This window comes from Pseudomonas batumici, from assembly GCF_036585405.1.
GTDB classification, from domain to species: domain Bacteria; phylum Pseudomonadota; class Gammaproteobacteria; order Pseudomonadales; family Pseudomonadaceae; genus Aquipseudomonas; species Aquipseudomonas batumici.
The window spans coordinates 3,591,170-3,609,487 of record NZ_CP144470.1 but is presented as its reverse complement, the minus strand read 5'-3'; the positions used below and the strand labels follow the sequence as shown (position 1 = coordinate 3,609,487).

General features: G+C 62.9%; 18 protein-coding genes. 12 read left to right on the top strand and 6 right to left on the bottom strand.

What is annotated here, in order from left to right:
• Nucleotides 1-41: 41 nt before the first annotated feature.
• Nucleotides 42-728 carry a Crp/Fnr family transcriptional regulator gene (locus NUH87_RS16280; RefSeq protein ID WP_338521658.1) on the top strand — a complete coding sequence of 229 codons (687 nt, stop codon included), beginning with the start codon at nucleotides 42-44 and terminating at the stop codon, nucleotides 726-728.
• 47 nt (nucleotides 729-775) lie between these two features.
• Here NUH87_RS16280 and NUH87_RS16275 read toward each other — a convergent pair whose 3' ends face one another.
• A complete protein-coding gene (locus NUH87_RS16275; protein WP_040071978.1) occupies nucleotides 776-1,780 on the bottom strand; it encodes an AraC family transcriptional regulator in 1,005 nt (334 codons plus the stop codon).
• 96 nt (nucleotides 1,781-1,876) lie between these two features.
• Here NUH87_RS16275 and NUH87_RS16270 point away from each other — a divergent pair, with 96 nt between their 5' ends.
• The 5 genes from NUH87_RS16270 to NUH87_RS16250 all read left to right on the top strand — a co-directional run bounded on the left by NUH87_RS16270 (nucleotide 1,877) and on the right by NUH87_RS16250 (nucleotide 6,424).
• Nucleotides 1,877-2,950 carry a fatty acid desaturase gene (locus NUH87_RS16270; protein ID WP_338521655.1) on the top strand — a complete coding sequence of 358 codons (1,074 nt, stop codon included), beginning with the start codon at nucleotides 1,877-1,879 and terminating at the stop codon, nucleotides 2,948-2,950.
• Nucleotides 2,951-3,178: 228 nt separating this feature from the next.
• Nucleotides 3,179-3,502 (top strand): hypothetical protein, encoded by a 324-nt coding sequence (locus NUH87_RS16265; RefSeq protein WP_338521653.1) that lies wholly within the window; start codon nucleotides 3,179-3,181, stop codon nucleotides 3,500-3,502.
• 409 nt (nucleotides 3,503-3,911) lie between these two features.
• On the top strand, nucleotides 3,912-4,493 hold the full coding sequence (locus tag NUH87_RS16260; protein ID WP_338521652.1) for an alpha/beta hydrolase: 582 nt from the start codon (nucleotides 3,912-3,914) through the stop codon (nucleotides 4,491-4,493).
• 58 nt (nucleotides 4,494-4,551) lie between these two features.
• Complete coding sequence (locus tag NUH87_RS16255; RefSeq protein ID WP_338521650.1) at nucleotides 4,552-5,457, top strand: sigma 54-interacting transcriptional regulator; 906 nt, start codon at nucleotides 4,552-4,554, stop codon at nucleotides 5,455-5,457.
• A gap of 184 nt (nucleotides 5,458-5,641) precedes the next feature.
• A complete protein-coding gene (locus tag NUH87_RS16250) occupies nucleotides 5,642-6,424 on the top strand; it encodes a MetQ/NlpA family ABC transporter substrate-binding protein (protein ID WP_338521648.1) in 783 nt (260 codons plus the stop codon).
• A gap of 321 nt (nucleotides 6,425-6,745) precedes the next feature.
• Here the strand turns inward: NUH87_RS16250 and NUH87_RS16245 are convergent, their stop codons facing one another.
• The 3 genes from NUH87_RS16245 to NUH87_RS16235 form a co-directional block, all read right to left on the bottom strand.
• Nucleotides 6,746-7,906 (bottom strand): AAA family ATPase, encoded by a 1,161-nt coding sequence (locus tag NUH87_RS16245; RefSeq protein WP_338521646.1) that lies wholly within the window; start codon nucleotides 7,904-7,906, stop codon nucleotides 6,746-6,748.
• A 48-nt stretch (nucleotides 7,907-7,954) separates the two neighbouring features.
• Entirely contained in the window at nucleotides 7,955-8,992 is a 1,038-nt protein-coding gene (gene mgrA / locus NUH87_RS16240) for an L-glyceraldehyde 3-phosphate reductase (protein ID WP_338521644.1), read from the bottom strand.
• Nucleotides 8,993-9,095: 103 nt separating this feature from the next.
• Nucleotides 9,096-9,986: a LysR family transcriptional regulator gene (locus NUH87_RS16235; protein ID WP_338521642.1), complete on the bottom strand. Its 891-nt coding sequence runs from the start codon at nucleotides 9,984-9,986 to the stop codon at nucleotides 9,096-9,098.
• A gap of 125 nt (nucleotides 9,987-10,111) precedes the next feature.
• Between NUH87_RS16235 and NUH87_RS16230 the strand changes: the two genes are divergently transcribed.
• Nucleotides 10,112-10,852, top strand: a complete 741-nt coding sequence (locus tag NUH87_RS16230; RefSeq protein WP_338521640.1) for an SDR family oxidoreductase — start codon at nucleotides 10,112-10,114, stop codon at nucleotides 10,850-10,852.
• A gap of 260 nt (nucleotides 10,853-11,112) precedes the next feature.
• The gene (locus tag NUH87_RS16225; protein ID WP_040071987.1) at nucleotides 11,113-11,370 is read left to right on the top strand and encodes a hypothetical protein; all 258 of its coding nucleotides are present in this window, start codon (nucleotides 11,113-11,115) and stop codon (nucleotides 11,368-11,370) included.
• A 9-nt stretch (nucleotides 11,371-11,379) separates the two neighbouring features.
• Here the strand turns inward: NUH87_RS16225 and betT are convergent, their stop codons facing one another.
• Both betT and epsC read right to left on the bottom strand, forming a co-directional pair.
• Nucleotides 11,380-13,335 carry a choline transporter BetT gene (gene betT / locus NUH87_RS16220; protein WP_338526831.1) on the bottom strand — a complete coding sequence of 652 codons (1,956 nt, stop codon included), beginning with the start codon at nucleotides 13,333-13,335 and terminating at the stop codon, nucleotides 11,380-11,382.
• A gap of 216 nt (nucleotides 13,336-13,551) precedes the next feature.
• Nucleotides 13,552-14,481 (bottom strand): serine O-acetyltransferase EpsC, encoded by a 930-nt coding sequence (epsC, locus tag NUH87_RS16215; RefSeq protein ID WP_040071989.1) that lies wholly within the window; start codon nucleotides 14,479-14,481, stop codon nucleotides 13,552-13,554.
• A gap of 190 nt (nucleotides 14,482-14,671) precedes the next feature.
• Here epsC and NUH87_RS16210 point away from each other — a divergent pair, with 190 nt between their 5' ends.
• The 4 genes from NUH87_RS16210 to tcyN all read left to right on the top strand — a co-directional run bounded on the left by NUH87_RS16210 (nucleotide 14,672) and on the right by tcyN (nucleotide 18,120).
• Nucleotides 14,672-15,664, top strand: a complete 993-nt coding sequence (locus tag NUH87_RS16210) for a D-cysteine desulfhydrase (protein WP_338521636.1) — start codon at nucleotides 14,672-14,674, stop codon at nucleotides 15,662-15,664.
• A gap of 240 nt (nucleotides 15,665-15,904) precedes the next feature.
• Complete coding sequence (gene tcyJ, locus NUH87_RS16205) at nucleotides 15,905-16,702, top strand: cystine ABC transporter substrate-binding protein (RefSeq protein ID WP_338521634.1); 798 nt, start codon at nucleotides 15,905-15,907, stop codon at nucleotides 16,700-16,702.
• Nucleotides 16,702-17,367: a cystine ABC transporter permease gene (tcyL, locus tag NUH87_RS16200; RefSeq protein ID WP_338521631.1), complete on the top strand. Its 666-nt coding sequence runs from the start codon at nucleotides 16,702-16,704 to the stop codon at nucleotides 17,365-17,367. The genes tcyJ and tcyL overlap by 1 nt, the downstream gene beginning before the upstream one ends.
• Before the next feature lie 3 nt (nucleotides 17,368-17,370).
• Nucleotides 17,371-18,120 (top strand): L-cystine ABC transporter ATP-binding protein TcyN, encoded by a 750-nt coding sequence (gene tcyN / locus NUH87_RS16195; RefSeq protein ID WP_040071458.1) that lies wholly within the window; start codon nucleotides 17,371-17,373, stop codon nucleotides 18,118-18,120.
• Nucleotides 18,121-18,318 lie beyond the last annotated feature (198 nt).

Genomic DNA, 18,318 nt, shown 5'->3' with positions numbered 1-18,318 from the left:
GAAATATTTACTCTGTCAGCTACACGACAATCGGAGTTTTCATGGACGTATCTGCCTGGCGCTCGCGCCTGCTGACCGGACACTGGTTCAACCATCTGCCCGCTCACTTGCAGGATAGCCTGCTCGCCGCCGCCAAGGGCCGTCGCCTGACACCTGGCCAGCGCCTGTTCCAGCGTGGTGATCCGCCTTGCGGGCTGTACGCGGTGCTGGAAGGTTCGGTCAGGGTCGGAGCCGTCAGCGAGAAGGGCAAGGAGGCGTTGCTGGGGGTGATGGAGTTGCCTTACTGGTTCGGCGAGATTTCCCTGTTCGATGGCCTGCCGCGTACCCACGATGCCTATGCCGTGGGGCACACCATCCTGTTGCAGGTGCCCCAGGAGGTGTTGCTCAAGCTGCTCGACGAGCACCCCGAGTACTGGCGGCATTTCGCCTTGCTGATGAGCCAGAAACTGCGCCTGACCTTTATCGGTCTGGAACAGTTGAGCCTGATGCCGGCCCCGGCGCGCCTGGCTCACCGGCTGTTATTGATTGCCGAAGGCTACGGCGAGCTGCACCGTTCGCGGCAATTGCTCGAGGTGTCCCAGGAGCAGTTGGCGGCGATGTTGTCGCTGTCGCGCCAGAGCATCAACCAGATCCTCCAGGACTTCCAGCAGCAGGGCATCCTGAGCACCCACTATGGCGGGATCGAGATCCTCGATCTGGAACGTCTGCGGGGTATGGCCAGCGCCTGAGTCGCCCCGTTAGCCCAGGCTGAGCGAGATTTCTGTGGCGAGTGGGTTCAGCGCAGCCCGTCGCGGAACTGCCCCGGGGTGATTCCGGTCCAGCGCTTGAAGGCCCGGCTGAAGCTGCTGGTGTCGGCAAAGCCCAGCAGATAGCTGACTTCACTCAGCGAGCATTGCGGGTCGCGCAGGTGCAGCAGTGCCAGGTTTTCCCGGCATTCATTGAGCAGGGTGTCGTAGCGCGCCCCTTCGTCGGCCAGGTGCCGCTGCAGGCTGCGCAGGCTCAGGTGCAGCGCCTGGGCGATGCGCTCCGCCGACGGCTCGCCTTCCGGCAGCTGGGCTTCGATGGCTTCGCGGACCCGGCGTTCCCAGGTCAGGGGTTTCAATTGCGCGAGCGTGCGGTTGAGCACCGCCTCGTTGTGCTCGGCCAGTTCCGGGTTGGCGTCGTCCAGGTGGCTGTCGAAATCCGCACAGGCGAACTCCAGCCGATCCTCCTCGGCGGCGAAGAACACCGGCGCGCGGAACACCGTGTGCCAGGGCGTCGGATCGGCTGGCGCCGGGCGTCGCAGATGCACCGCCAGCGGCGCATAGTCGCGGCCCAGGCGGTTGCGGCAGGTACGCACATAGATCGAGGCGAAGGCGTCGATGGCCTCGGGGGCTGGTGATGGGCTGTCCTTGGGCACCCGCAGGCGAAAACGATAGCGTTCGCCCTCGCGGCTGAGCTCCAGCTCCAGCGCATCGCTGACTACCTGGTGATAGCGCACGATCCGTTCGAACACTTCCCGCAGGCTGCCGCTGGCCACCAGCGCATAGCCGAGGGCGTGAAAGGTGGTCGGACTGACAAATCGCGAGACCCGCAAACCGATGGCCGGATCGCCACTGTGGGTGACGGCCAGTTGCCACAGGCGCGTGGTGGCCGACAGCGGGTAGCGGGCGTTGGGGTCGTCCATCAGTTGCGGATCGAGCCCGGCTTCCCTGCACAGGGCGGCGCTGTCGAGACCCAGGGCGTCGAGCTGCTTGCGCAGGGCGCGGGTCCAGCTGGAGAGAGAGGTCGGTTCGGGCATGTTGGCGTATCCGGTCAACGGGTTGGCGTTCGCGGCTACGACCTTTGATGCTGCAACGGCGCAGGATACGAACATCAATAACAAGAGGATGGGATCATGGAAGGTGTTTGCGCAAGTCCCGAGCGCTTGAATGCGCAGCAACGTTCGGCGCTCATTCGTGAAAGGGTCATGGCCCGGGGCGTCGAGTTGCGGCGGCGTTATCCGCTGCTGAACCATCAGGACGCCCTGGGGGCGGGCATCCTGGCCGTTGCCCTGGCCGGTATGATCGGATCGGCGGCGCTCTATATGGGCGGCTATCTGGTCGGGTGGGCGTGTTTGTTACTGAATGCTTTTTTTGCCTCGCTGACCCACGAGCTGGAACACGACCTGATCCACAGTATGTACTTCCGTAAACAACGGGTGCCGCACAACCTGATGCTGGCGCTGGTCTGGCTGGCGCGGCCGAGCACCATCAACCCGTGGATTCGTCGCCATCTGCACCTCAATCATCACAAGGTCTCCGGCACCGAGGCAGATGTGGAAGAGCGCGCCATTACCAATGGCGAGCCCTGGGGGATGGCCCGCCTGCTGATGGTCGGCGACAACCTGATGTCCTCGCTGATCCGCATGCTGCGGGCCAGGACCTGGGCGCACAGGTTCAACATCCTCAAGCGCACGCTCAAGGTCTATGCACCGCTGGCGTTGCTGCACTGGGGCGCGTGGTACCTGTTCCTCGGGTTTCATGCGGCCAACGGCGTTGCCGGTCTGCTGGGCACCTCCATCGACTGGTCGGCCCACACCCTGGCGGTGATGCAGGTGATCGACATCGCGGTGGTGGTGATCATCGGGCCGAATGTGCTGCGCACGTTCTGCCTGCACTTCATCAGTTCGAACATGCACTACTACGGGGATATCGAGCCGGGCAACGTGATCCAGCAGACCCAGGTGCTCAATCCCTGGTGGCTGTGGCCGTTGCAGGCGTTCTGCTGCAACTTCGGCAGCACCCACGGGATCCATCATTTCGTGGTCAAGGAACCGTTCTACATTCGCCAGCTGAGCGCGCCGGTGGCGCATCGGGTGATGGCCGAGATGGGTGTGCGCTTCAATGATTTCGGAACGTTCGGGCGGGCGAACCGGTTTGCCCGACAGGAGCGGCCGAGCCCACAGACGATAAGCACTGCTCGAAGCTAAGGAGCTGACCCTGTGGCGAGCGGGCTTGCCCCAAGGCCTTTCAGTCAAGGAAGTTTGAAGCCGGGCAAGTTATTCACAATGACTTGGTTCATATAGCCAATCAATTGAGAAATAACCGTTGATCCAGTTGGACAGAACTTTGAAGTCCTACCATTCTGGAAGTCGTGAGTTTCAGGAGAACCTCACTTTCATTGGAAGAGTGTATTAACGGCATAAGGAGAACGCATCATGTCGAGCATCAATGGAACTTATGTAAACTACAACTCGGACGCCAAGCTGGTCGTGACCGACGGCAACGACTCGAACGGCTCCTTCGGTGGGCAGCTCACCCAGGCCGGTGTGAACTACAACGTGACCGGGCACTACCACTTCCAGAACAGCACCGGCCAGCCTACGATCATCGCCTTCACCGGCTACAATGATGGTCACGGCTATGTCACCTTCGCCGCCTTCTCCCCCGACCACAACTACGGGAAACTGAGGGCCAGCGGCTCACGTACCACCTTCGACGGCCAAGTCGTCGGTCTGGGTGGCGAGTTCGTCAAACAGTAACAAAGGCACCACAACCATACTGCCAGGCCAACAATCGAATGAGTGGACGCTTCCGCTCATTCGCTTGAAGTTCTGGTGGTATGTTTTGTTGTTCTTGCTAGTCATGAAAGTGCATTATTCCTGTTTAATTTTTTCATCTTCCTGTCATCCGGATCGCCTTCCTTGTTTCTTGATTATCCGCACTGTTATCGATGTGGCGACAGCCTCTGCTTTACAGAGGGAACACATCATCAGGTGACTGGCATCTCCATCCCAATCTCGACAAGGACGAGATCAAGACCCAGGGCACCAGGTGGTGATCGACTTATATTTCTTTTTGGTCTTAATAAATAGCTTCTTATTCCTTAACGAATATAATTCTCCTCCCTATACTCGATCGGGAACGCAAACGCTGGAGGAGGTGTACCCCATGCGCAACGAGTCGATTCGCTATCTGATCGTGCCGGGCTGGCAAGGATCGCCAGAAGATCATTGGCAAACCCACTGGCAGAACAGCCTGCCCAACAGCGCGCGGGTGGAACAGGCCGACTGGCTGACGCCGCGCCGCGAAGACTGGGTGGCGGCCCTGGCCGAAGCCATTGCCGCGGACGACACGCCGGTGATCCTGATCGCCCACAGCCTGGGTTGCATCACCGTGGCCCACTGGGCGCAAACCGCACCGCTGCACCTGCTGCGCCAGGTCCAGGGTGCGTTGCTGGTGGCCCCGGCCGATGTCGAGCGCCCCGCCTGCGTCCCCGCCTTGCGTAATTTTGCACCGATTCCGACTGACCTGTTGCCGTTCCCCAGCCAGATCGTCGCCTCCGACAACGACGCCGCCATCAGTGCCCCGCGAACCCTGGAACTGGCCCGCGACTGGGGTGCGCAAGCCAGCATTCTCAGCGGTGCCGGGCATATCAATGTGAAGTCCGGTCACCAGCGTTGGGAACAGGGCTTTGCCTACCTGTACCGCCTGCAAACCCGGATGGAACAGCATTCCCTGCGGCGCGCCTGAATTTTTTCCTTTGCTTGAACGTCCCTCGCCGGTTGGCGGTCTGGGGCGGGAGTCTGTCATGAGCCTGCATGAAACCTTCGGTCAGCCATTGCTGACCTTTCCCGATTCGGAAAAGAGCCCGCTGAGCATTCGCGCCAAGGCGCTGGTGTTCGTCGATCCGCGTTCGCGGCAACTGCGTGAAGAACTCGAAGCGCTGGCACCCAAGGCGCTGCCGGTATTGATCCGTGGCGAGACCGGGACCGGTAAGGAATTGCTCGCCCGGCATATCCACCGCGCCAGTGACCGTACCGGGCTGTTCGTTTCGGTCAACTGCGGCGCCATCAGCCCGACCTACGCCGACGCCGAGTTGTTCGGTTATGCCGCGGGGGCCTATAGCGGCTCGGCCAGCAGTCGCGCCGGCTGGTTCGGCTCGGCCAACGGCGGCACCTTGTACCTGGACGAGATTGGCGACCTGCCGCTGCCGATCCAGGTGAAATTGCTCGCCGCGCTGGAGAATCACGAAGTCACCCGGGTCGGCGCCCTGCAACCCAGCCCGGTGGATGTGCGCCTGGTGGCGGCCACCAGCATCGACCTGGCCCAGGCGGTGGCGGTGGGGAAATTCCATGAGCGCCTGTATCACTACCTCAGCGAAGGCCGGCTGGAGTTGCCGGCGTTGCGCGAGCGGGTCGGCGACATCCTGTCCCTGGCCGAGTATTTCCTCGGCATCTACAGCCAGCGCCTGAGCCTGCCGGTGCCGCTGATCAGCGACAGCGTGCAGCGTGCCCTGGAGCGGCATACCTGGCCGGGCAACACCCGGGAGCTGGAGAACGTCATTCACTTCGCACTGCTGGTCAGCAGCGGCGAGGAGATTCTGCCGGAGCATCTGAACCTGCCGGCGCCGCTGGCCCTGATCGAGCAATTTATCGGCGGCAGCTCCGCCGAGGAGCTGGCGCAGCTTAAACGCCTTCTGGATCACGTTGCATAAATCCTGCTGTAGATCCTGTGGGAACGCTGTATGAACAAAATGGAATATGAAGATGAATAAAAGATATTGTTCTGGAATAAAAAATGTCGGTATCTTCTGCTCCATGCCGGCGATATCACTTTACTGGCACCTCCCTCTCAAGGCTGTCGTCGATGACGACCGTGATTTTCGATAAGGACACTGCATGAAAAAGGTTCTGTTGTTTACCGCATTGGCGGCCGTGCTGACCGCAAGCCTGGCCCAGGCCGGCGAGAAACTGGTGGTGGCCGCGACGCCGATCCCGCACGCCGAGATCCTCGAGCTGATCAAGCCGACCCTGGCCAAGGAAGGCGTGGACCTGGAGATCAAGGTCTTCACCGACTACGTGCAACCGAACACCCAGGTGGCCGAGAAACATCTGGACGCCAACTATTTCCAGACCAAGCCGTACCTGGATGGTTTCAATAAAGGCAAGGGCACCAACCTGGTCACCGTGATCGGTGTGCACGTCGAACCTTTCGGTGGTTACTCGAAGAAAGTCAAAAGCCTGGCTGAGCTGAAAGACGGCGCCACCGTGGCCATTCCGAACGAAGGCAGCAACAGCGGCCGTGCGCTGCTGCTCCTGCAGAAAGCCGGTCTGATCACCCTGAAAGACCCGACCAACGCGCTGTCGACGCCGAAAGACATCGTCAAGAACGACAAGCACCTGAAGTTCAAGGAGCTGGAATCGGCCCTGCTGCCACGGGTTCTGGACCAGGTCGACCTGGACCTGATCAACACCAACTACGCGCTGGAAGCGGGTTTGAACCCGGCCAAGGACGCGCTGTTGATCGAAGGGGCCGACTCGCCTTACGTGAACTTCCTGGTGGCCCGTCCGGACAACAAGGACAACGCCGCGGTGCAGAAACTGGCCAAGGCCCTGACCAGTCCGGAAGTGAAAGCGTTCATCGCCGAGAAGTACAAAGGCGCGGTATTGCCGGCGTTCTGATGCGCGATTAAGCCCTTCAAGGTTTGAACGCCGACGCGCGACCCGTGTCGGCGTTTTTCATTGCCCGGCGCAACGCCACCAGCAGTTTCACAATGTCCTGGGGATCGAGCTTTTCCGGCGGATTTGCCTGGGCCATAGGGGCTTTCCTTGTAATGGGGTGGCCATCGAATCCGGCCATGGGCGTCCGTACCTGGAGCCCCCCTCGGGTCAAAAAGATCCATGCTGCAACCCGATCAAAGTAGCCGCCCATCCCCCATCCGGCAATTCCCGGTGGTCAGGTTCCTGGCTGAGTCGTGCTGGACGGGCATTGGGCGGCGGCGGTCAATCCGGCCAGTTCCAGGCCGGCTCGTCGAGCATCCCCTGGCCGACGATGCCGGTCTGTCCCAGGACCTTTTCCAGCACGATGGAATTGCACGCCGGGTCCTGCTGCAACGCCGCGATCAGGCGGCTGGCATGGGACACCACCCACACCTGGCATTGCGCCGAGGCCTGCACGATCAACCGCGCCAAGGCCGGCAGCAGGTCCGGGTGCAGGCTGGTTTCCGGTTCGTTCAGCACCATCAGGGGCGGTGGTCGGGGTGTCAGCAGGGCCGCCACCAGCAACAGATAGCGCAGGGTCCCGTCCGACAGCTCGGCGGCGGACAGCGGTCGCAACAAACCTTCCTGGTGAAACTCGATGGCAAAGCGCGAGCCTTGCAACGGTGCGATCTCCAGTCGCGAGCCGGGAAAGGCATCGCTGATGGCCGCGTGCAGGGCTTCGGGGTCGCCGATTTCGAGAATGGTCCGCAATGCCGCCGCGAGGTCGCGACCATCGTGATGCAGCACTGGCGTGCGTGTTCCCAGCTGGGGCTGGCGCACAGGCGCTTCGGCATCGCTGCGAAAGTGATCATAAAAACGCCAGCCGCGAATGCTTTCGCGCAGCAACAGCACCTCCGGTGAGCCGCGCAGATTGCCCACCTGATCGAACAGGCTGTCGAAGCTCGGCGTGTGTTGTGCCAGTACTTCCCAACCACGCCCTTCGCGCGCCTTGATCAGGGGCCCCGAGCGTCCCACCAGCAGGCTTGCCGGACGATACAGGGGCCCGGCCCAGATGCATTCGCGCTTGATCTCCGGGTCCAGGGAAAAATACGAGGCGCTGGGCTCCGGCAAACCGAGGGAGATCGCGTAACTGAAGCCTTCACCGGCAAACCCCAGGCGCAGGCGCTTGGCCTTTGGGCGCGGCCCGCCCTCGATGGCGACTTCGCCGTTGCGCATGCGCCGGCTGAGGGTGTGCGGCCCGGCCCAGAAGGTCGAATCCAGCCCGCCTTCACGCGCCAGTGCGTTGACCACCCCGCCCTGGGCGGTTTCCGCCAGCAGGCGCAGGGCCCGATACAGGTTGGATTTGCCGCTGCCATTGGGCCCGGTGATCAGGTTCAGCCGGCCCAGCGGCACCACCAGTTTGTTGATCGAGCGGTAGTTTGCGACCGCCAGGGTCTTGAGCATGGAAAGCGTCCTGCTGGGTGAATCGAGTCGTTGGCGGGCACGGAGGGATCACTCCGCTGTCGAGGGCTTCTCCCACAGATTGATCCCGCCTTCCTGGGCGAAGCGGTCGATTTGCGCCAGTTCTTCCTGGGTGAAACTCAGGTTCTTCAGCGCCCCGACGTTCTCGATGATCTGCTCCGGTCGGCTCGCACCGATCAGCGCCGAGGTCACCCGTGGGTCGCGCAAGGTCCAGGCCAGCGCCAGTTGCGCTAGGCTCTGGCCACGACGCTGGGCGATCTCATTCAACGCCCGCACATGGGCGATGTTGGTTTCGGACAGGTGCGACGCCTGCAACGAATCGCCGCCCGGACGATTGACCCGCGCATCCTTGGGGATGCCATTGAGGTATTTGTCGGTCAGCAGGCCCTGGGCCAACGGCGTAAAGGCAATCACCCCGGTACCCAGCTCCTCGACGGTGTCCAGCAGGTCCTTTTCCACCCAGCGATTGAGCAGGTTGTAGGCCGGCTGGTGAATCAGCAGCGGGACTTTCCATTCTTGCAACAACGTCGCCATCTCGCGGGTTTTCACCCCGGAATACGACGAGATGCCGATATACAGCGCCTTGCCCTGCTGCACGGCGCTGGCCAGGGCGCCGGCGGTTTCTTCCAGCGGGGTATCCGGGTCGAAGCGGTGCGAATAGAAGATATCCACATAGTCCAGGCCCAGGCGTTGCAGGCTCTGGTCGAGGCTGGCAAGCACGTATTTGCGCGAACCGCCGCCCTGGCCGTAAGGGCCGGGCCACATGTCCCAGCCGGCCTTGCTGGAGATGATCAGCTCATCGCGATACGACTTGAAGTCTTCGCGCAGTAGACGACCGAAGTTGATCTCGGCGCTGCCGTAGGGCGGGCCATAGTTGTTCGCCAGGTCGAAGTGGTTGATGCCCAGGTCGAAGGCGGTGCGCAGCAGGGCGCGCTGGGTGTCGATCGGCGTGCTGTCGCCGAAGTTGTGCCACAGTCCCAGGGACAGCGCCGGCAGCACCAGCCCGCTGCGTCCGACGCGGCGGTAGGGAATGGAGTCGTAGCGGTTTTCGGCAGCTTGGTAAGTCATCGAACCCTCTCTCGGTGGGCAGTTTCAGCGAAGTGGTCCAGCATACGCCGAACTCGGACTCGCGCCGACAGCGCTTCTATTCGTGGCTGAAACCTTTCACGTTCTACATCGCCTTGGCAAAAATCTCGCTGATCCAGTCCACGAACACCCGCACCCGCGGCGACATATGGCGGTTCTGCGGATAGAGCACCGACACCGGCATCGGTGGCGGCGGGTGGTTCGGCAGGACTTCCTTGAGCAAGCCCTGCGCGATCTGCTCCGCCACCCGGTAATGCGGCACCTGGATCAGCCCCAGTCCGGAGACGGCCGAGGCGACATAGATCTCGGCGCCGAATACCGACACCCGGCCCGCCAGGGGCACTTCGCGCAGCTCGCTCGCCTCGCTGAACTCGAACGGAAACACTTTGCCGGTGGCCCTTGAAACGTAGTTGACGCCCTGATGCCGGCTCAGGTCCGCGAGGCACTGCGGCTCGCCATATCGGCGCAGGTACGCCGGGCTGGCGCAGGTCGTCTGGCGCAGATTGGCGACCCGGCGGCCGACCAGCGAGGAGTCACCGAGATTGCCCGAACGCAACACGCAATCCACGCCCTCGGCGATCAGGTCGATAAACTGGCTGGCCTCGCTCATCGACACGTCGATATCCGGGTAGCGTTCGAGAAACTGCGGCAGCGCCGGGATCACGAAATACCTGGCCAGCGCGCCCTGCAAGTCCACCCGCAAACGGCCCTTGGGCGCCACCGAGCGAAACGCCAGCTCGGCCTCTTCCAGCTCCGCCAGCAATTGCACGCAACGCGGGTAATAGGCCTCGCCGTCGAGGGTCGGCCGGACGCGGCGGGTGCTGCGTTCCAGCAGCCGGGTGCCGAGCCAGGCCTCGAACTGATTCAGGGTGTGGGTCAGGGTCGCGCGGGGCAGGTTCAGGTCTTCGGCGGCCAGGGTGAAGCTGCTGCGCTCGTAGATCCGGACGAATACCTTCATGGCCTTGACCTGGTCCATGGGCGCTCCGTTGCGGTTGATTGTTGGCGATTATTGAACAGTCAAGCCAACTATCGTGCATTTATCCCCCTGGGTAAACCTGTGAGATTGGCGCCACACCCAACCCACACCCCAGGAGATTCGACATGACCCACCAGAACCGCAAAGTGGCCATCGTCACCGGAGCTTCACGCGGCATCGGCGCGGTTATCGCCCGCCAGCTGGCTGCGCAAGGTTTTGCCGTCGCCATCAACTACGCCAGCAGCGCCACCGAGGCTTCGGCGCTGGTGGTGGAGCTGCGCCAGGCCGGCCACCCGGCCATAGCGATCAAGGCCGATGTCGCCCGTTCCGCCGATGTCGCCCGGCTGTTCGAGGAAACCGAGCAGCAACTGGGCAAGGTCGACGTGCTGGTCAACAACGCCGGCATCCTCAAGGTCCTGCCCCTGGCCCAGCACAGCGACGAACTGTTCGAGCAGACCTTCGCCATCAACACCCGCGGCACCTTCAACACCCTGCGCGAAGCCGCTGCCCGGATGAATGACGGCGGCCGTATCGTCAACTTCTCCAGCAGCACCGTGGCCCTGAACCTGCCCGGCTACGCGGTGTACATCGCCAGCAAGGCGGCGGTGGAATCGCTCACCCAGGTGTTCGCCAAGGAACTGCGCGGTCGGCGGATCAGCGTCAATGCCGTGGCTCCCGGCCCGGTGGCGACGGAATTGTTCCTGCACGGCAAGAGCGAAGAGCAGATCCAGACCTTCGCCAGGATGCCGCCGCTGGAGCGTCTCGGCCAGCCGCAAGACATCGCCGACGTGGTGTCCTTCCTGGTGAGCCCGGCTGCCGCCTGGGTCAACGGCCAGATCCTGCGCGCCAACGGTGGCCTGGCCTGACGCCTGGATGTTCCGGTGAGTCGGGCTGGTGGATCTGTTACAGATCGGCGCCGTTGAGGGGCCGGGTTTCGATCTACAGTGTTAGTGAGGGATGAGAGGACGTCCGTCAGTCAAGCCTGGAATACCCACCTGTGGGAGCCGGCTTGCTGGCGATAGCGGTCCATCGGGTGATGCAAGGCTCCCTGGCCTCATCGCCAGCAAGCCGGCGCCTACAAATCGGTATTGGGGCTAACAGACAGCACAGCCCTGGAGGACACACCATGCACACCGCCATCATCCTCGCCATCGGCCTGATCCTGCTCGGCGGCACGCTGTTCTTCGGCCAGCGCCTGGGTATCGGCCGGCAGATCCTCGGCGTTGGCTTTCTCGGCATGTGGTTGCTGGCGACGATCGTCAACGGCGCCATCGGGGTGATCACCGCCCACCAGAGCGTCCTTTCGGAGTTGATGACCGGGCTGGCGGTGTTCGGTCTGCCGGCCATCGCCATGGCCTTGTTCATGGTGCTGGACAAGGCCTGACGCGGCGTCTCAACGCACCAGGTGCAGGAACTGCATGTGCCGTTCGTACTGGTCGAGGATGTCGTTGATGATCTGCTCCTTGCTGTAGCCCATCAGGTCATAGTCCTGGCTGCCTTCGCGCAGGTGCACCTCGGCGCGGTGGTAGCGGCGGTTTCTCAGCGCCCTGGGGCCCATGCCGCCACGGGCGAAGGACGGCGTGAAGTAGCCGCGCATCCGCACCTGGTAGATGAACGGGTGCTGGTCGCCATGGCCGATTTCCAGGCTGACGTTGTCATTGGCCGGGTCCGGCTGCGTCACCACGTTCAGGCCCTTCTCGACGAACCCCGCGCTGACGTCCTCGATGGCCGGACGCACCGTCTGGTCGAGGAACCGGTAGACCTCGTCCCGCGACGGGAAGTGCACCGCCTGGCCCAGGCGCTGGCGCCAGCCGCTGCGCCGCGAGTGGGACACCGGCGCCAGTGAGTGCAGCCGGGCGATCTGCTTCTGCGACTCCAGGTAGAACGCCTTGTGCAGTCCCCACATCATCAGCAGCAGGATCAGCGAGAACGGCAGCGAGGTCAGCACCACCGCCGACTTCAGCGCATCGATGCTGCCGGAGAACAGCAGGGCGCTGGTGATCAGCGCGGTCAGCGCGCCCCAGAATACCCGCAGCCACTTCGGCCCGTCTTCGTCGGCACTGCCGCCACGGGCGGACAAGGTCGACAGCACCACGGTGCCGGAGTCGGCCGAGGTGACGAAGAACACGAAGCTGATGAACACCGTGACGGCGATCACCGTCTTGCTCCAGGGGTAGGTTTCCAGCAGCAGGTACAGCGTCCGTGACGGATCCTCGAGGGCCGACTGGCCGAGGGCGGTCATGCCGTGGTTGAGCACCTGGTCGATGGCGCTGTTGCCGAAGATCGACATCCACGCCAGGGTGAAGCCCAGCGGGATCAGCAGCACGCCGAAGACGAACTCGCGAAGGGTCCGGCCGCGGGAGATCCGCGCGATGAACAGGCCGACGAACGGCGCCCAGGCGATCCACCAGGCCCAGTAGAACACTGTCCAGCCGCCCAGCCAGTCGCTGGGCTTGTCATAGGCGTAGAGGTCGAAGCTCTTGGTCGGCAGCGCGCCGAGGTAGTCGCCCAGATTCTGGATCAGGGTATTGAGCAGGTGCTGGGTCGGCCCGGCGAACAGCACGAACAGCAGCAGCGCGCAGGCCAGCAGCATGTTGATATCGGACATCACCCGCACGCCCTTGTCGACGCCGGCGACCGCGACGGCGATGGCCGCGCCCATCATCAGGCTGATCAGCCCGACCTGGACCCATTGGGTGTGGGGCACGTTGAACAGGTAGTCCAGGCCCGAGTTGAGGTGCAGGACGCCAAAGCCCATGTCGGCGCCGAGGCCGAACACCGTGGCGATGATGCCGAAGCCGTCCACGGCATAGCCGATGGGCCCGTTGATGCGCTTGCCGATCAGCGGATAGAGCGCCGAGCGCAGGGCCAGCGGCAGGTTGTGCCGGTAGGCGAAGTAGGCCAGGGCCATGCCGACGAAGGCGAACACCCCCCAACCGTGCAGGCCCCAGTGCAGAAACAGAATCTGCATGGCCTGGCGCGCGGCGGCCTGGGTCCCGGCCTCGCCCTGGGGCGGTTGCAGCAGGTGGGTCAGGGGTTCGGAGACGCAGAAAAAGAACAGGGTGATGCTGATCCCGGCGGCGAACAGCATGCCGGCCCAGGACAGGTAGCTGAACTCGGGTTCGTCGTGGTCGGCACCGAGCTTGATCTTGCCGTAGCCGGACAAGGCGGTGACCACCACGAAGACCAGGTACAGGGTCATCGCCAGCAGGTAATACCAGCCGACCGTATTGGCCGCCCAGTTCTGTGCCGCCAGCAGCCATTGGCCGGCGGCTTCGGGCAGGGCCATGACCAGCAGGCCGAACAGCAGGATGAAGGTCGCGGCGAAGTAGAACACCGGCGGGTTCATGCGGACCAGGCCGCTGGTGGGGAGGGCTGAAGTGCTCATGAAACGGGCACCTCAAGGGTATGAAACGTGGCTGGGTATCTCGGACTCAGCAAAGGCAAGCCTCCTGTTGTGAGCGGGCGGCGGGCCGCCGGTTTAACTTGATCGAACGGTCAAGTTAAACACGGATGTGGTCTGTAGGACTAATCGCAGGGCTCGGCGGTGCGACTTTGTGGCGAGCTAGCGCTGCGTTCCGTCCTCATGCTGCTGCAGGTTGGCCTGGGTCAGGTTGCAGCCGGCCGGCACGCTGCGGGTCAGCCAGACGTTGCCGCCGATGGTGGCGCCGCGGCCGATGGTGATGCGGCCGAGGATGGTCGCCCCGGCGTAGATCACCACGTCGTCCTCGACGATAGGGTGGCGCGGATGGCCCTTCTGCAACTGGCCGTCCTCATCCGCCGGGAAGCGCTTGGCGCCCAGGGTCACCGCCTGGTAGATCCGCACCCGCTCGCCGATGATGGCGGTTTCGCCGATCACCACGCCGGTGCCATGGTCGATAAAGAAACTGCGGCCGATCTGCGCCCCGGGGTGAATGTCGATCCCGGTGGCCGAGTGGGCGATTTCCGAACTGATCCGCGCCAGCAACGGCAACCCGGCCCGGTACAGGTGATGGGCCAGGCGATGATGGATCACCGCGAGAATCCCCGGGTAGCACAGCAGCACTTCATCGACGCTGCGCGCCGCCGGGTCGCCGTGGTAGGCCGCCAGCACGTCGGTGTCGAGCATCCGGCGCAACTCCGGCAGGGCCATGGCGAAGTCCTGGATCAGTTGCACGGCCTTGGCCTGGACCTCGCTGTCCGACTCGCCGCCGTGCCGCGCCACGTAACGCAGTTCCAGGCGGGCCTGGGCCAGCAGGGCATTGAGGGCCGCGTCCAGGGTGTGGCCGACGTAGAAGTCTTCGCTTTCCTCACGCAGGTCCACCGGTCCCAGGCGCATGGGAAACAGCGCGCCGCAGAGCGACTCGAGGATCTCGGCCATGGCCTGGCGCGACGGCAGTTCACGGCCGCCCTGTTCGTCGCTGACCCGGCCGTTACGGCTGCGCCACTCATCCCGGGCGCTGCGCAACTGGCTGACGATGGTCTGTAGTTGCCAATGGCTGGAACGCTCGCTCACGATCAAATCTCCGGCTCGACGACCGGCCTATCAGGTCGCCTGAATGACTTCCACTTTACGGCACCGGCACAAACGGCAATTAAGAACGAATGGTGCTTTGCTCAGAATTTTTCGGCATAAGCGAATGACAGTTGCCTGGCGAAAAGCCGCTGCCTATAGTCCAGGCACCTCCCACAGTCAGCTCGGCCCCATGATCAAACAACAGCTTGCCCGTTTTACCCGTCTGGAACTCCTGGCCCAGGCCACCCCCCTGGAAAAGCTCGAACGCCTGTCGGCGTGGGTCGGCCGCGATATCTACATCAAGCGCGATGACCTGACCCCCCTGGCCCTGGGCGGCAACAAGCTGCGCAAGCTGGAATACCTGGGGGCCGATGCCCTGGCGGTCGGCGCCGATACGCTGATCACCGCCGGCGCCATCCAGTCCAACCATGTGCGCCAGACGGCGGCCCTGGCGGCCCGTCTCGGACTGGGCTGCGTGGCCCTGCTGGAGAATCCCATCGGTACCAAGGACGCCAACTACCTGGGCAACGGCAACCGCTTGTTGCTGGACCTGTTCGGCGCCCGGGTCGAGTTGGTGGACAACCTGGACAATGCCGACGAGCAGTTGCAGGCCCTGGCCGAGCGCCTGCGTGGCAACGGCAAGAAGCCGTACCTGGTGCCGATCGGCGGTTCCAACGCCCTGGGCGCGCTGGGTTATGTGCGGGCCGGATTTGAACTGGCGGCGCAGATCGAGGACAGCGGGCTGGAGTTTGCCGCGGTGGTGCTGGCCTCCGGCAGCGCCGGGACCCACAGCGGCCTGGGCCTGGCCTTGAGCGAAGCGCTGCCGCGGTTGCCGGTGGTCGGGGTGACGGTGTCCCGTAGCGACGAGGCGCAGCGTCCGAAGGTGCAGGGCCTGGCCGAGCGCACGGCCGAGTTGCTGGGGGTGTCGGTACCGGCCAGCTTCAAGGTCGAATTGTGGGATGAGTATTTCGCCCCGCGTTATGGCGAGCCGAACGCCGGGACACTGGCGGCGGTCAAGCTGCTGGCCAGCCAGGAAGGCATCCTGCTCGACCCGGTCTACACCGGCAAGGCCATGGCCGGGCTGCTCGATGGCATCGCTCTCCAGCGTTTCGAGGACGGCCCGATCATCTTCCTCCACACTGGTGGCGCTCCGGCATTGTTTGCCTACGAAGCTATGCTGTAACCCGACCTTGATCGCAAGGCGAGCGCGGACCCTGTAGGAGCCCGGCTTGCCGGCGATGCTGTGTAAAAATAGAATATATAAATAGTTTTTTATTATTTTATAGAATATAAAACGCCCGCTATAGTCGCGGCGCGGGCGAATTGGCGCGAGACGCCAACGCCGCTTTAAGGCAGGATTGACGCTGCTCTTCAGAGCGTCAGATTTGCGTTCCTTCCCATAAGAATACACACGGGGCTCGTCATGAATATTTCCGCATTTCGCAAGCGTCTGCTGGTCGGCAGCCTGGGCTTGGTGCTCGGTGCAGGCCTGCTGGGCCAGGCCTTTGCCGGTGAGCAGCTGGACAGCATCAAGAAGGCCGGCACCATCAACGTCGGCCTGGAAGGCACCTACCCGCCGTTCAGCTTCGTCGGTGCAGACGGCAAGCTGGCCGGTTTCGAAGTCGAATTCTCCGAAGCCCTGGCGAAAAAGCTCGGTGTGAAGGTCAAGCTGCAACCGACCAAATGGGACGGCATTCTCGCGGCCCTGGAGTCCAAGCGCCTGGACGCGGTGATCAACCAGGTGACCATCTCCGAAGAGCGCAAGAAGAAGTATGACTTCTCCGAGCCCTACACCGTTTCCGGCATCCAGGCCCTGGTGCAGAAGAAGGACGCCGACAAGTTCAAGACCGCCCAGGATCTGGCGGGCCACAAGGTCGGTGTCGGCCTGGGTACCAACTATGAACAATGGCTCAAGGACAACGTGCCGAAAGCCATCATCAAGACCTACGACGATGATCCGACCAAGTACCAGGACCTGCGCGTAGGCCGTATCGACGCGATTCTGGTGGACCGCCTGGCGGCCTTCGAACTGATCAAGAAGACCAACGACACGCTGGCCGTCTCCGGCGAACCGTTCTCCCGCCAGGAAGCCGGCATCGCCCTGCGCAAAGGCGAACCCGAGTTGCTGGCCGCGGTGAACAAGGCCATCGACGAGCTGCGCGCCGACGGCACCTTGAAAAAGCTGTCGGAAAAGTACTTCAACGCTGACGTCACCCAATAATGGAAGCAGCTTTCCAGCTAGCGTTGGACTCCGCGCCCTTCCTGCTCCAGGGCGCGTACTTCACGGTCATCCTCAGCCTGGGCGGCATGTTCTTCGGTTTGTTGCTGGGCTTCGGCCTGGCCTTGATGCGGCTGTCGCGCTTCGCGCTGGTGAGCTGGATCGCCAGGGTCTATGTGTCGTTCTTTCGCGGCACACCCCTGCTGGTCCAGTTGTTCGTGATCTATTACGGACTGCCGCAGATGGGCATCGAGCTGGAGCCGCTGCCCGCCGCGTTGATCGGCTTTTCGCTGAACATGGCGGCCTACGCCTGTGAGATCCTCCGGGCTGCCATCAGCTCCATCGAGCGCGGCCAGTGGGAAGCGGCGGCGAGCATCGGCATGTCGCGGGCGCAGACCCTGCGTCGGGCGATCCTGCCGCAAGCCGCCCGCACGGCCCTGCCACCGTTGGGCAACAGTTTCATTTCCCTGGTCAAGGACACGGCGCTGGCCGCGACCATCCAGGTTCCGGAACTGTTCCGCCAGGCCCAGCTGATCACCGCCCGGACCTTTGAAATCTTCACCATGTATCTTGCCGCCGCCCTGATCTACTGGGTCCTCGCCAGCGTGCTCGCGCACTTGCAGCACCGTCTGGAAGCGCGGGTCAATCGGCATGACCAGGAGTCTTGAAGCATGATCGTGGTTGAAAAACTGACCAAGCAATTCAAGGGGCAGACCGTGCTCAACGGCATCGACCTGACGGTCGAGGTCGGCGAGGTGATTGCCATCATCGGTCCCAGCGGTTCCGGCAAGACCACTTTCCTGCGTTGCCTGAATTTCCTCGAGGAACCCTCCAGCGGCCGGATCAAGGTCGGCGACATCGAGATCGATGGCAGCCGTCCGCTGAACCAGCAGTTGGGCCTGGTGCGCAAGCTGCGCCAGCAGGTGGGTTTCGTGTTCCAGAACTTCAACCTGTTTCCTCACCGCACGGCGCTGGAGAACGTCATCGAAGGCCCGCTGGTGGTCAAGAAGACCCCGCGTGACCAGGCCCTTGCCCTGGGACGCAAGCTGCTGGCCAAGGTCGGCCTGGCGGGCAAGGAAGACGCCTACCCGCGCCGGCTTTCCGGTGGCCAGCAACAACGGGTGGCGATTGCCCGGGCGCTGGCCATGGAGCCGGAGGTGATCCTGTTCGACGAGCCGACCTCGGCCCTCGACCCGGAGCTGGTGGGTGAGGTGCTGGCAACCATTCGTGGCCTGGCCGAAGAAAAGCGCACCATGGTGATTGTCACCCACGAAATGGGCTTTGCCCGGGATGTGGCCAATCGGGTGATCTTTTTCGACAAGGGCGTGATCGTCGAGCAAGGTGAGGCCAAGGCGCTGTTTGCCCATCCCAAGGAAGAGCGCACCCGGCAGTTTCTCAGTAAGTTTCTGGAGAACAAGTAGGAAACTTCTTAATTAATAAGGCGTACTCAGGGAGTGAGTACGACGGTTTCGAATCATTGTTTTATCGAGTGTCAGGTATTAAGTGTTTACTACCGACTTCCTGTGACTTTGCTTTCACTGTAAAGGCCGTCAAAGTAGGAATTATCTGAATTCCCTGGCGATCTTCGTCATGACCGTTTAATGGCTTGACACCCTCTG